This window comes from Methanobrevibacter sp. (genome assembly GCF_030539665.1).
Classification (GTDB): domain Archaea; phylum Methanobacteriota; class Methanobacteria; order Methanobacteriales; family Methanobacteriaceae; genus Methanocatella.
In genome coordinates this window covers 151,100-164,732 of record NZ_JAUNXR010000004.1, presented here as the reverse complement: position 1 = coordinate 164,732, position 13,633 = coordinate 151,100, and the positions used below count along the sequence as shown (strand labels likewise).

The 13,633-nt window shown below is 33.3% G+C and carries 13 protein-coding genes; all 13 read right to left on the bottom strand.

Going from position 1 to position 13,633, the window contains the following annotated elements; genetic code table 11:
• Window positions 1–28: 28 nt before the first annotated feature.
• On the bottom strand, window positions 29–412 hold the full coding sequence (locus Q4P18_RS06395; protein ID WP_303336946.1) for a 30S ribosomal protein S6e: 384 nt from the start codon (window positions 410–412) through the stop codon (window positions 29–31).
• 36 nt (window positions 413–448) lie between these two features.
• The gene (gene infB / locus Q4P18_RS06390) at window positions 449–2,239 is read right to left on the bottom strand and encodes a translation initiation factor IF-2 (RefSeq protein ID WP_303336943.1); all 1,791 of its coding nucleotides are present in this window, start codon (window positions 2,237–2,239) and stop codon (window positions 449–451) included.
• A gap of 35 nt (window positions 2,240–2,274) precedes the next feature.
• Window positions 2,275–2,727: a nucleoside-diphosphate kinase gene (gene ndk / locus Q4P18_RS06385; protein WP_303336941.1), complete on the bottom strand. Its 453-nt coding sequence runs from the start codon at window positions 2,725–2,727 to the stop codon at window positions 2,275–2,277.
• Window positions 2,724–2,885, bottom strand: coding sequence for a 50S ribosomal protein L24e (locus Q4P18_RS06380; protein ID WP_178648170.1), 162 nt, complete (start codon window positions 2,883–2,885; stop codon window positions 2,724–2,726). Before Q4P18_RS06380 ends, ndk begins: the two co-directional genes overlap by 4 nt.
• A gap of 23 nt (window positions 2,886–2,908) precedes the next feature.
• Entirely contained in the window at window positions 2,909–3,115 is a 207-nt protein-coding gene (locus Q4P18_RS06375) for a 30S ribosomal protein S28e (protein WP_116669816.1), read from the bottom strand.
• A gap of 39 nt (window positions 3,116–3,154) precedes the next feature.
• Window positions 3,155–3,526, bottom strand: a complete 372-nt coding sequence (gene rpl7ae / locus Q4P18_RS06370) for a 50S ribosomal protein L7Ae (RefSeq protein WP_303337236.1) — start codon at window positions 3,524–3,526, stop codon at window positions 3,155–3,157.
• 463 nt (window positions 3,527–3,989) lie between these two features.
• Window positions 3,990–4,190 (bottom strand): histone family protein, encoded by a 201-nt coding sequence (locus Q4P18_RS06365; RefSeq protein ID WP_368660194.1) that lies wholly within the window; start codon window positions 4,188–4,190, stop codon window positions 3,990–3,992.
• A gap of 219 nt (window positions 4,191–4,409) precedes the next feature.
• The gene (gene thrC, locus Q4P18_RS06360; RefSeq protein WP_303336936.1) at window positions 4,410–5,612 is read right to left on the bottom strand and encodes a threonine synthase; all 1,203 of its coding nucleotides are present in this window, start codon (window positions 5,610–5,612) and stop codon (window positions 4,410–4,412) included.
• Window positions 5,613–5,657: 45 nt separating this feature from the next.
• Complete coding sequence (locus Q4P18_RS06355) at window positions 5,658–6,308, bottom strand: stage II sporulation protein M (RefSeq protein ID WP_303336933.1); 651 nt, start codon at window positions 6,306–6,308, stop codon at window positions 5,658–5,660.
• Window positions 6,309–7,397 (bottom strand): tryptophan--tRNA ligase, encoded by a 1,089-nt coding sequence (locus tag Q4P18_RS06350; RefSeq protein ID WP_303336930.1) that lies wholly within the window; start codon window positions 7,395–7,397, stop codon window positions 6,309–6,311.
• A gap of 103 nt (window positions 7,398–7,500) precedes the next feature.
• Window positions 7,501–8,016, bottom strand: coding sequence for a tRNA-intron lyase (endA, locus tag Q4P18_RS06345; protein WP_303336928.1), 516 nt, complete (start codon window positions 8,014–8,016; stop codon window positions 7,501–7,503).
• 75 nt (window positions 8,017–8,091) lie between these two features.
• Entirely contained in the window at window positions 8,092–8,793 is a 702-nt protein-coding gene (locus Q4P18_RS06340; RefSeq protein ID WP_303336925.1) for a metal-dependent transcriptional regulator, read from the bottom strand.
• A 138-nt stretch (window positions 8,794–8,931) separates the two neighbouring features.
• Entirely contained in the window at window positions 8,932–13,425 is a 4,494-nt protein-coding gene (locus Q4P18_RS06335) for a pseudomurein-binding repeat-containing protein (protein ID WP_303336923.1), read from the bottom strand.
• Window positions 13,426–13,633 lie beyond the last annotated feature (208 nt).

Genomic DNA, 13,633 nt, shown 5'->3' with positions numbered 1-13,633 from the left:
TAAAAATAAATGAGAAAAAATAGGGAATCTATTCTTCCTCTTCATCATTAGAACCGAGAATTTCAGCAATAGGTTTGCTTCCAGCTGAAGTAACTACAGTATTAACTTGTACAATATCATCAGCTATAGTATTTCCTCTTACTGTTTTTCTTCTTTTAACACCAGCTTTTTTAGGATTGTAACCGACACCACTGCTTAATAAGCTTCTTATTCTTCTGGTACCTGGTACATCTTTTTTCATTGTGAACCCGTTTTTGTCACTACCGCCAGTAACTTTTAAAGTGTATCCATCTAATCCGACTACTTTACCATCAAATTCATCGCCAATGACTAAACCGTTAATTTCTACACCATCTTCGATTTCGATTTGATGACTTTCGCCCTTATCAGATACAACAACTTTGTATACCATGCTTTTTCCTCCATTAATTTTTTCACTAAAATTTTATTATTCGAAAAGACCAAAGCTTCCCCAATCAGGCTCTGTTTTCCTTTTAATTTCTAAAAATTCATATAATGTTTCATATTCGTCTTCAGTTAACTTGTCTTTGAATTCCCTTTCAATGAACTTATAATGCTTTTCAGGAATATCAATATATAATTCATCTCCCTCTTCAAAGTGTTTTCCAACAATGGCATCTTTGATTGCCATAGCTACCCTTTGTCCTCTGGATATATCAGGCAAAGTCTCTCCTTTATCCTCCATACTGGCAATGGTACCTACAGTTTCACCGTTTTTGTTAATGACCTTTTGACCTTGTTTAACGGTTCCACTCAATACTTCAATACCTAAAATAGCAGGTTTGCTTTGACGGAAAACTAATTTTGGAAGTGACATGAATTTTGCAGGCTTGATAATTGCATTGTAGAAAGATTTTTTCTTAGCTTCTTCTTTTTGTTTAATCCATTCTTCATAATCTTCAATAATTTGATAGATTACGTCTCCTGAGAATAATTTAACATCGGAATTGTTTAAATCCTCTACAGAATTAGGATGGACGCCTACGTTAAATGCAATGATAGCACCATAAGCTTCATTTTCACTAAGAGCAATTGAAGAATTAATAATATCTCTACGATTAACATCTCCAATATCTGCAGATCTTATTGGAATATCCATCTCTTTAAGTAATTTTACAATAGCTTCAAGAGAACCTAAAGTATCAGCTTTAACTAAAATTCCCTCATCTTCAGTGTCAATGGTGATGTCTTCAATCTCTTTTAAAATTTCGCTTTCAACATCACAATCATCACTTAAAACTCTAAGAGGAGAACCAGATACAACATTATCTAAGTTAGGAGCTGCTATTTTAATACCCGCTGCAGCTACAACCTCATCCACTTTTTTGAATTTTCTTTTAGAATCTCTCATTTCCTCTAAAGGCAATGGCCTTAAAATAGATCTTGTCTTAGTAGTTAAGACTTCATCGTTGGAAAGCATTAAAGCTATTTCATCGTTGGTTTTTAAAATACCATCATAGATAATAGCATCAACAGTCATTCCAAGACCTGTTTCTTCCTTAACTTCTAAAACTGTTCCTTTAGCAGGAGCATCCTCATGAATCTCAAGTTGTTGAGTTAAATATTCCTGAGCAAGTCCCAAAAGCATAGCTAGAACTTCAATGACTCCCTCACCAGTTCTTGCACTGATTGGAATAATGGAAATTTGAGAAGCGAAATTGCTAACCCTGTCAAAACGTTCTGACTGGAATCCTTCTTTATGAAGAAGTCCTACAATCTCATAGACTTTTGTATCTAAATCTTGCTGGACGCTTGGAGCTTGTTGTGCAAATGTTTCTTTAAATGATGCTCCTTCATGAGTTTCCCATCCAAAGAGCATGTCAATTTTATTTGCAACAACAATAAAAGGAGTTTTATATAATTTAAGAATATTCAAAGCTTCAAATGTTTGTGGTTTGAAACCATCGTTAATATCTACAATTAAAACTGCCAAATCAGCTAATGCCCCACCACGTTTTCTTAAACTGGTAAAAGCGGCATGTCCTGGAGTATCAATAAAGAATAATCCAGGAATCAAATCTTTAATAGCTAATTTTGATATGAAATTACCACAGATATCTTCAATAGTATCATTAGGAATCTCTGTAGCCCCAATATGCTGAGTAATACCTCCCGCTTCCTTTGCAGCAATAGTACTACCTCTAATATAATCTAACAATGTAGTTTTACCATGGTCTACATGACCTAATACTGATACGATTGGTGACCTGATTTTCATGTTATCCTTAATAATAAAATTTTAAATTAAATAATTTATTCGTAAATCCAAATATTATCAACTATTGAGTAATCGCAAATTTCATCTTCGTTAAAGAAAAGATTAATTTCTCTTTCAGCAGAGTCTGGAGAATCAGAAGCATGAATAATATTTCTTCCAGTATCCATAGCGAAATCTCCTCTAATAGTACCGAGATCTGCTTCTAAAGGATTAGTTGCACCAACCATTTTTCTGATTGTTGAAATAGCATCTTCACCTTTGATTACCATAGCTAATGATGGAGATGAAGTAATATAAGTAACTAAATCTTCAAAGAATGGTTTATCAGCGTGTTCTCCATAATGAGTTTTTGCTAACTCTTCATCAATTTGCATTAATTTAACAGCAATGATTTGAAGACCTTTTTCTTCAAAACGAGATAATATTTTACCCATAAGACGTCTTGAAACTGCGTCTGGTTTCATCATTACAAAACTTTTTTGAATCATTCTTTAACCCATTTAACTTTTCTTGGAACTCTTCCGAGTTTGATCATGTTTTTTTCACATTTACTGCTGCAAAAGAAATAAATAGAACCATCTCTTTTTACATACATTTTTCCAGTTCCGTCTTCGATTTCTTTATTACAGAATGAACAAGTTCTCATGTTCTTACACCTTCTTATAAGGATTAAGGAGTTTTAATTTCCTTAGCTTCTCTGATTGTATCAAGTAACATTAAAATGTCGCCTTCTCTTACAGGACCCATAATGTTTCTTGTTAAAATTCTTCCCTTATCTCTTCCATCGAGGATTCTGCATTTGATTTGCATTACCTCTCCAGTCATACCAGTTCTTTTTAAAACTTCAATGACTTCTGCTGGAGTACCTTCTTCCATTTAAATCACCCATTTGATTAGACAAATGTCTTAAGACATCTAATCTTTAAGTTCAGCGACTTTTTCTACAATTTCTTCAACTGCGCCTTTAGCGTCCCCAGCATCTACAATACATGCAGAAGCAGTACCAACAGTTAAACCTGCAGCTCCACCAACTTGTTCTTTGGTAGGTAAGTATACGTAAGGAATTTCTTTTTCATCAGCGAGAATAGGAATGTGTGCAACGATTTCTTCAGGTTGTACGTCTTCTGCGATAACAACGAGTTCTGCATCTCCTCTTTCGATGAGTTTGGTTACTTCGTTAGTTCCTTTTGCTACTTTTCCAGTGTTTGCTGCAGTTTCTAAAGCTTCTTCGACTTCGTTAACTAATTCTTCAGGTGTCTCAAATTTTACATAAATTGCTGCCATAATATATACCTCCTTTTTCATCTGGCATTGCCATCCATCGGCAGATATTATAATCCATTTTGAATCATAATATTTTGTAATTTTCTAGTTATTTTAACTATTAAATTACAGAATAATTATTCAATTTTTGAATAATATACTAATTCTTGAATATAATCATATATCACTAAATATAATCTCATTTTAAAAAAATAAGAGAGATTAAACTTTCAATACAAATACTTCTGAATTTTTATATATTTTTCAGCAAAGCTAAAAATAAAAATTTAGTAATTAATGAAATAATTCTAGAGAACTAGACAGTTATAAGTATAACATTAATACTTTATAAATGTTACTCTTAAAAAATTCTTTTTTTAAAAAAATAAGTCTTAAAAATTCTACAAAAATAAAACGGTTGATAAAATGATTTAAAAAAGTAAAACTAAAATGTTTTACTAATATATTAAATCACAAGAAAAAATGCTTAAGCTTTAGTTGCTAATCTTACATCTTCAGCTTTTACGGTTTTACGACCAGCATGACGTGCAAAACCTACTGCTTTTTTAGATACTTCATTTCCGTAGTCTTCTATTGCTTCGGTTAATGCAATTTTTGCGTCATCACTTACTCTTACTGCACCGGCATTTTTTAATATTCTTCCTACTGGAGCGATTGGTAATTCCATAATTGACACCTCTTTATAATTAATTTTTGTAATTAATAATGTTTATTTTATTATATATAAATATATTGGTTAATTTTTCCTTAATTTCAAAAAATCAAATGAATAAGAATTATAATTGAATACAATTGAAGAATTTAAAAAATATAACAATTCTAAAAAAAATAAATGATGGTTTTTAAAAAATAAAGAAAATATAATAAAGAAAAAAAGAATAGGGGCCTATTCTTTATTTGTTAAAAGATTTTTCAATGCATCAATGTCAGCACTTACCTCAACAGGTTTGGTACAAGCATCGATTGCAGTGTTCGGATCCTTCAACAAATGACCTGTTACTACACAAGCAACCCTTTCTCCTTTGTCAATTACTCCTTCCTCTCTAAGTTTTCTTAAACCTGCAATTGAAGCTGCAGAAGCCGGTTCAACACCAATACCTTCCTTTCTAGCCAAATATTTTTGTGCATCAAGGATTTCCTCATCGGTTACGGTTTCAGAATAACCATTTGAATCGTAAATCGCATTCATAGCCTTAATATAACTTACAGGAGCACCTATACGAATTGCAGTTGCAATAGTTTCAGGATCATCCACCGGAACAACATCCTTAGTTCCTTTTCTAAACGCATTGGTAATTGGACATGCCCCTTCAGCCTGAATACCAGTCATCATAGGTTTAGAATCTACAAAGCCCAAGTCATAGAATTCTGAAACACCTTTCCAGATAGCTGAAATGTTTCCTGCATTACCTACAGGCAAAATAATCCTATCTGGAGATTCCCATCCAAGATCCTGAAGGATTTCATAACCTATTGTTTTTTGACCTTCCAATCTGTATGGATTGATTGAATTTAACAGATAAAGATATTTGTCTAATGCTAAAGCAGTCATTGCTTCCAACGCTTCATCAAAATTACCATCGATTGAAATAACTTCCGCTCCATGGAACATAGCTTGTGCTAATTTTCCTAAAGCAACCTTACCTGACGGTAAAAATACAATACAACGAAGACCTGCACGTGCTGCATAAGCTGAAAGTGATGCTGAAGTATTTCCGGTTGAAGCACAACCTACTGTGTCCACACCTAATTCAACAGCTTTTGTAACCCCTACGGTCATACCACGATCTTTAAAACTTCCGGTTGGGTTGGAACCTTCCACCTTAACATACAAGTCTACGCCAAGTTCCTCACCGATCTTATCACATTTACAGAATGGGGTTCCACCTTCACCAAGAGTTACGATATGATCGCTGTTAACAGGAATTAACTCTTTATATTTCCACAATGTATCTTTTCTACATTCAAATATGCTTTTATCTATATCAACATCCAAACTTGCAAGTTCAAGAACAGAACCACATTTCTTACAAGTATAAATTACTTCATCATCGTCGTACTCTTCACCACATACAACACATCTTATCATAAAAATCACTTAAATTTACTTTATTAAATTAAAAATATAAAAAATTTACTTTAAACCAAAGAAATTTATCAAAAAGAAAGCTAAATTTCTTGTAACATAAACCTCGATAACACCTGCAATTGCCATAAGGACTATTGAAATTGCAAGCAATATCAAAGAATGTTTTAAGTATTTGCTATTATTAATCAAACTATTGCAAAGCTTATTTATTATTGAATCGTTGACTACAAACTCCTCCTTTTCGGATTGGCAATTTTTCAAAGTGAAAACCCTGATTAGATATTTCAGCAATATCAAACCTGAAGCATTAGCTATAACGATTGAAGGAAGTTCAAATATTCCATGAGGGACTATCAACAGAATTGTAGGAACTAGATTCCCTGCATTTGCTATGAAATATCCCAAAAACAAACCATTGTAGGCAAGAACAACACAGGAAAAACAGAATATTATCCCAAAGACAAACAACCTTAATATTATTAAAAGATTGTTTAGAAAAATGGTCTGGAACGTTATCTGAATTGAGCCGTTCTTAACACCTTCGCTAAGCTGTTGTACAGCAGGACTTAAATAGCTGGAAAGAAGGGAATGGAAGAAATAACCTGCAAATAAGGTTATTAGAAATATGAGTGCAGATATCAGAATTATATATCTATTGTCTGCAAACGCCTCCCTTACGTCATGTTTGATGTTCATCTAAATCAAAGTTTCTGCTATTTCACGAGCCTCTTCCTGTTTATCTGACAAATCATCAAACATTTTAGCCATCAATTCGCTTGCATGAGCTTTACAGTCACCGCAACGCAATGTTCCATCCAAACATTCCTGTCTGATTTTCTCAAGCTCTGCGTCATCGTCTATCAAATGATATACCAACATTTCATAAACAACACATTTGTCAACTTCCCCACCAAGTTCTTGCTGCTCTTTTAAACTTTCTCTTCCACCTGTTTTAGCAGTCTTAACCTTTTTGGCGGCAGTTTCAGAATCCTCGTTAAGATAAATTGCAGTGGAAGGCTTGCTGCTGGACATTTTGTCACCACTTAAACCTGTAAGGAAACGGTGGTATGTAGAAGCCGGAGCTATAAATCCTAACTCTTCGGAAAGTTTATGTGCAATGTCTCTTGTCAATCTAATGTGAGGGTCCTGGTCTATTCCAACAGGAACCACTACCTTTTTAGGGCCTCCAAATTCTTCAATCTGAGGAAGTAAAATGTCGGCTACCTGCAAAAGTGGAGCCTGAACATGAGCAATGTTTGTAGAAGGGGTAAAACCATAAATAGCCTTGAGTTCATTGAAATTGGTTTTTCTGGAAGCCTTAAAGGCAAGACGATGCAAATCCTCGTTTTGAGATTGCAAATATATGTTTACATTATCTTTTTCTAAGTCCAAGCCCAAAGCAATGTAATTTGTCAAATATTCATTAATGGTTATTTCCCTCGCCTTTTCAAAACTCATGTCTCTTGCTGCATATGCTTCCATGTCTGCAATCGGCAAAGACAACATCGCTCCCTTATCCTGATACCATTTCAATTGATCAACGACCATCTTATGACCAATATGCATTTGCCCACTTGGCATCATACCAGTAACAACTGCAAATTCTTCATTGCCATTAATCTTTTTGTTAATTATATCAAAGTCTCTATGTCCAAAAATTACTCCTCTTTTCATTAGTCTTCCGGGATTTTCAATATCGCCAATCATGTCTGAAATCACTTGAATTCCAAATTGATTAACTAACTTGTCATAATCCACACTAAATGATGCCCATGGATCAATCAAATTACTCACCTTATTTCTACTCAATCAATTAAATTAAAAATTAACTAAATTAAACATTATAGTTTAATAAAGTTATATAAAAATATTAAAGATAATTATAAGATTACGGCCTTGTCCATTCCACATTGTAATAGGTAATATCAAAATCCTCATCAACGATTGCCAATAACAATTTTTTATTGACACCGTGTGCAATACGAACATAGCTTGCAAAATCTAATGCATTAATATCATAATTTTCAAAAATAACCTTTACCAAATAATCTGAGTGACCTTTGCCTGGAGACCTTCCACGGTCATACAAACGAAACTCAGAGCCATACTTAAATCCTGTTTTGATAACATAACCTCTGTCCTTCAAATCCCTATATACTATATATTTGCTGTACAAGTCTTTGGATTTAAGCAAATCAATAAAATATGCAACATCAAGCTTTTCATCATCCTTAAAAATGTTCAATCTATTCTTTTCCAATAAATAGCAACCTTCAATCAAAGAAAGTTGTAAAGTATCAGCCTCTATTTTACCAAAAAGGCTCTTTTCATGCAAAGCTATTGGTTTTTTACTACCCTCTTCAATCTTAATAGAAATAATGTCATTAGATAAATTTCCACGCATTAAAACACCGTAAAAATATTTAATAATATTATGATTATGTTTTAATTTATATATAAACATTAGTCAAAAAAAAAATTAGATTTTAATAAAAATATTGTTTAAAAAGTCCTTAGAAGGACTTATTGAAGTCCCATCGTCAAGTAAAGTGATAATATTATCCTTTTTATTAAAATCAATTTCAGTTCCAATATCAATCCCAACGCTTTTGATTTCATCAATCAAATCCTCATTCCCACGTATGAAATGAACTATTCCATCAGCATTGGAATTAACTTCAGACAAAGATAAAAGATTATTATCCCTAATAACAACATTATCAAAATCTTTTTCAGAAATGCAATCATTACAATTGCCAAACATAAAGTTACATGCAGGAATTATTTTTTCATCAGGACATAAATCAGGTTGGTTTAACATGAAACACAATGCCCTTTCAGCCTCATCGGATAAACTGTGTTCCATTTCACAAGCCTGTTCATGGACATTTTCATCCTTGATCTTAAGGATATCTGTTAAAAACTTTTCAAGAATCCTATGTTTTCTTGTAATCTTTTGAGCTATTTTCATCCCAGCATCTGTTAAAGAAGCTCCCTTATATGGAACATACTCAATATAGTCTAATTTTTCCAATTTTTTGAGCATCTGTGTTACACTACCTGGAGCTATATTTAATTCTTTAGATAGTGTAGTTGTTGAAACTTGTTCTTTATTGCTTCCATTACGATAAAGAACTTCTAAATATTCTTCGATATTCTGACTAATATTATCACTTGACATCTTACCACCAAATCAATATAATATTGCCTTTAGGCATATAAATATTTTTGGCTAACCTAAATTTCATAATAAAGTAAGAATTCTGAAAAAATAAGCAAAAAATAAAAAAAAAAGAAGTAAGAAAAAAATTAATTTTTCTTAGAATGGTAAAACGTCATAGTATCCGAAATGAGTGTAACTACTGGTTCTCCAGTTGTTAATGACCCCAAGTGAATTTCTTGTACTTGTAGGATCAGCGTTAACCCATTTACCATCAATTTGGAATTGAACCCATACATGTCCAGTGTATAAACCTGAACTGAATGAACATTTACCATGTTCAAATCTGACAGTTAAACCAACAGATCTTGCCATTGCCACTAATAATTGTGATTGATCACAACAGTTACCACCTTTGGATACTAAAGTTCCTTCAGCACCTTTTCTGGTGTTTTCATAATATTCATAAGTAATGTAATCCCTTACATAGTTGAATAACGCAGTAGCTTTAGCAGTGGTTGAAGTTAAACCTTTAGTCAATGATTCTGCCAATGCAGATATGGTTGAGGAACTGCTTCCTCCCCATTTAATAGCTACAGTGGACGGCATTACCTTATTGTTATTTGAATAAAATGCCATGATTCTGGAGAACGCATCAACCAATTCATCGTAACATATTTTTCCAACATCAGAACTAGCATAATTAGGAGCTTGTCCATATTCTAAAATGAATTTGGCAACTCTGTTTGCTAAATCTGTATATTGGGTTTTGTTTAAGGTTGATGAGATGGTATCTCCATTTGGATTTTCAGCATCATTAACATCTTTAATTTCAATGTCGCTAAAGTTAGAGTTAGCGGTATTTGCAATAGCTTTTGAAACTAAATATAAATATTGTGCTGTGGATAATTTATTTCCACCTACATTAACTGTCAAAGGCATTTCACCATTTGCTTCTAAATAACCTTTTACACGAATAGCTGCATCTAAAATATCATTAAATGTAACTACATTACCTGGACCTGCCGGATCTGCAGGAACACTATCACTAAGCTTTGTTAAATAAACATTAGAAGATGCAATCTTATTTTTACCAGTAACTCCACAGTAATCGGAATCACATTGAGCACAGGTAATTTCACCTTCAGGAGTGCCTTTTGGATTGTTTAATAAAGTTGCATAATAACCACATTTTGGACAGTAACTCAACCAAGTAGTTTCATAATTGATATATTTGTAGTTTTTGGTTGAAACTGAAGGTTTCATTACAACAGTCATTGAATAGTCGTCCACAATGTTGGTGACATAAACATAAGCAGGCAAAGCTTTATTTGTTGCAGTAAAGCTTACAATTCTTGCAAATGAATATACCAATGCAGAATACTTGATTTTACCTATGGAAGTAGACATGAAACTTGGTGCTTTTTCATATTGATTGACATAGTCAACAATATCTTTTGCAGTGGTGACGAAATCAGCTTTCATGAATTTCTTACGCATCCCATCACCAGTTGAAGTATCAGGATTGCCTACTTTAACTACAGTAAATTGATTCTGACTATTATAATTTGCAGTGTACTGTGCCATCAAGTATAATAACTGTGGAACGGTACATACTTTATTTCCAATATTTATTGATTCCGGCAAAACACCTTTAGATTCTATATAGCTTTTCAAAGATGCTGCACCTTGTTCTATTTCAGCTTTGGTGAATGTAGTTCCAACTGGAACATCAGGAACTGGAGCTTTGTTTGCAGATTTGAAATCTGCAAAGTTTGTAACTCCCCATCTGAATACGATAGCACCTTGAGCTCCACCGTTAAGCGCAGCACTAGCATCACCAGTGATTTCTGAAGCTGACAATGGAACCACATTACTATCGGATTTGTATCCTTGTAATCCTGACCAGATTTGAGCTCCTTGTGAATTTTCAACAAACCATTTGGTTGTGCTGGTAATCCAAGCAGTAGATGCTCCATAATTACCTTTATAGATCATAGGAATGATAACATCGAGATGTTTTCCCATAAAGGCAATGTCCTGACCATAGTAATATGCATTAGCTGATTTTTCAGGCATTACAGCTGCAGACATTATAACATTTGGATTGACTGTACGAACAGCATTACAACACATTTGTACAAATTCGTTGATTGCTGAGACCCCATTGGTATATTTGTATGCATTTCCAGGGAATCTAATATAATCAAGATGAATACCACTTACACCAGATACGCCTGCATAATATTTAGCTTCATTGATTTTTTGATTGAAATATGCATAATTTGGTGTACCGTCAGATAAAAGTGGTGATATAAATGCACCGTCATAGAATGTTTCCATCCATATATGTACTTTAATTCCATGTGAATTAGCTTTTTTAATCCATTCACTTACCTTTTTTTCTCCGTGAACGGTAAATGCGTAGGAATTAAGGAATATTTGAGTAGTTCCTTGACTTGAAAGACTTGCTAAATCAGCTTTCTCCATATCTGCTCCAAATAACCAGTATCCGAATCCGTAGGAAGAACCTGCAGGAATTACACGAATGTCCTGTGATCCTTGTACTGGAGCGTGTTTGGAATTTCCTTCGAACTTGTATCCGATTGTGTATTCTCCATTGTTTAAGTTGATAGGCAATGAAGCGATACCGTCAGCATCTGTATACATAGTATAGGTTTTGGTGAATGACTTGCAAGAGACGGTAATCAAAATAGGCATGTTGGTCAAAGGATTGTTGTTTGAATCGGTTAACATGACCTCAAATGATTTGGTTCCCTTAACATATTCAGCACCACCCAAATACTCGAGATTGCTTGAATCGATGTTTTTTACTTCAAGTACAAAGGTTTTGGAAGATCCTTCAAATTTGGAATTTCCTGCAAATGTACAAATCATGTTGTATTGACCAGGTAACAAATTAATCGGTAAACTTGCCCAACCCCCAGCGTTTGTAATGACATTGTAGTTTGCCCCATTGACTGATATTACGATGTTCTCATTTGCCAATGGAATGTCATCCACTGAAAGTTTGACGTAAAATTTCTCATTGTTGTCTCTAATTACTGAAGTTGTGTTTGTTGATAAAGCAGTCTTGTTAGATGAAATAACCATCAATTCAGTACTGCCCTTTGCGTTTGAATAGCCAGTTTCATTAACTGCATAGGATATTATTACTATACCTGGATTTTCGTTAATGACTATGCTAGCTATACCTTCATCATTTGTTTTTGAATTGTAATTTACACCATTAAGTGTAAAGTATAAATTAACATCTGATACAGGAGTACCTTCCATATCCTTAACTAGGACATTGAAAGAAGATCCTTTTTGGATGAGTGTTTCATCAACATCGAAAGTTACTTGCTTACCATTTAATACATTAATAACGCTGTTTGCTGATGATGCCTTATACGCACCGGTGGCAGCAAAGCTGTAAGTAACTTTATAGTTTCCTGCACTAACAGTAGGAGTGAAAATTGCAACACCATCACTATTGGTAGTAGCAGTATATTTTGCATTATTTATAACCAAAGTAATTGCCATATTAGGTACTGTATAACCTAATTCATTGAATAAAGTGGCATTAACAGTATTGCCAGCATTTTCAACAATTGTGCTATCAGTTACCTTAATACTGGTTTTTACCCCAGTTAATACTTTAACGGTATTAGTATAAGTAACACCATCAAGTAGATTACGTGTAGATATACTATATGTTCCAGGACTAAGGTTAATAGGTAAAGTAGCTATACCATTTGCATCAGTAGTCATAGTATAAGTCTTACCTTTAATGGTGAAACTTACCTTACTTCCTACAGATGGACTACCATCATCTTTTACAACAATTGCATTGAAGTGATGATTGTCTAAATATACTTTAGTCAAATCACCAGTAGACATGGTAGGTAATACTTTAACTATATCAGACCTTGAAGTCTTATCAACTAGGTTCTGAGCTACAATGGTATAAGATCCTGGACTAAGGTTAATAGGTAAACATGCTACACCTGACTCATCAGTAGTGAAAGTATAAGTCTTACCTTTTACAGTAATAGCAACTTTAGCATTTGCTAAAGGAGCACTATTAACTCCACCAACCAATGTAACATAATATTGAGTTCCATTTTTATAATACTTAGTAAGATCTCCACCAATCACGTTAGGCATGACATTAACTTTTGCTTCGCTTACTGCAGAATCATAAATTTCATTACCTTTGTAGGTTGCAGTAATGGCATATTGCCCTTGAAGCAAATTAATTGGCAATTTAACATTACCTAAATCATTAGTGGTTTTTGTATAAAATATGCCATTAGGGAACTTTTCACCTTTTATACATATGACAATATCCTGATTTTCAATTGGATTACCCTCACTATCAGTTAAAATAGCCTCAAAATCTGTTCCATTTTTATAATATTTATCTAAATCTGGAGCAGAAAGGGTTACGGTCCTATTTCTCTCTTGAGAACTGGAACTTTTTGCATTGTCATTTGCATTTAAAGCAACATCCCCATTATTTTCGTTGTTAACATCTGAAGTATCTGATACACTAACTAAATCTATAGCATTTGTATCATGTGAAATAAATTCTGTAGAATTTAAATCATTATTATCCATTGCACTAACTGCGGAAAATGAACATAACATTATTCCAACTATTAATAAAATGAATAAAAAACGTTTCTTCAAAACTATTTGCCTCCTATACTTAAATTTTAACAACTATGAATATCATTAAAAATATTCATACAATATTAATTTGGGTGATGTTATTATATAAATGTATTTATTTATAGCATCGATTGTGTGGTCTTTAAAAAAGAAACACGAATAGTATTGCGGATAAAAATAAATA

Excerpts from the sequence above, each read along its gene's own strand:
- thrC (WP_303336936.1), bottom strand. The coding sequence starts at position 5,612 with ATGATAAGATGTGTTGTATGTGGTGAAGAGTACGACGATGATGAAGTA.
- Q4P18_RS06365 (WP_368660194.1), bottom strand. The coding sequence starts at position 4,190 with ATGGAATTACCAATCGCTCCAGTAGGAAGAATATTAAAAAATGCCGGT.
- Q4P18_RS06340 (WP_303336925.1), bottom strand. The coding sequence starts at position 8,793 with ATGTCAAGTGATAATATTAGTCAGAATATCGAAGAATATTTAGAAGTT.
- ndk (WP_303336941.1), bottom strand. The coding sequence starts at position 2,727 with ATGATTCAAAAAAGTTTTGTAATGATGAAACCAGACGCAGTTTCAAGA.
- Q4P18_RS06395 (WP_303336946.1), bottom strand. The coding sequence starts at position 412 with ATGGTATACAAAGTTGTTGTATCTGATAAGGGCGAAAGTCATCAAATC.
- Q4P18_RS06375 (WP_116669816.1), bottom strand. The coding sequence starts at position 3,115 with ATGGAAGAAGGTACTCCAGCAGAAGTCATTGAAGTTTTAAAAAGAACT.
- endA (WP_303336928.1), bottom strand. The coding sequence starts at position 8,016 with ATGCGTGGAAATTTATCTAATGACATTATTTCTATTAAGATTGAAGAG.
- Q4P18_RS06355 (WP_303336933.1), bottom strand. The coding sequence starts at position 6,308 with ATGAACATCAAACATGACGTAAGGGAGGCGTTTGCAGACAATAGATAT.
- infB (WP_303336943.1), bottom strand. The coding sequence starts at position 2,239 with ATGAAAATCAGGTCACCAATCGTATCAGTATTAGGTCATGTAGACCAT.
- Q4P18_RS06335 (WP_303336923.1), bottom strand. The coding sequence starts at position 13,425 with ATGTTATGTTCATTTTCCGCAGTTAGTGCAATGGATAATAATGATTTA.
- Q4P18_RS06380 (WP_178648170.1), bottom strand. The coding sequence starts at position 2,885 with ATGAGAACTTGTTCATTCTGTAATAAAGAAATCGAAGACGGAACTGGA.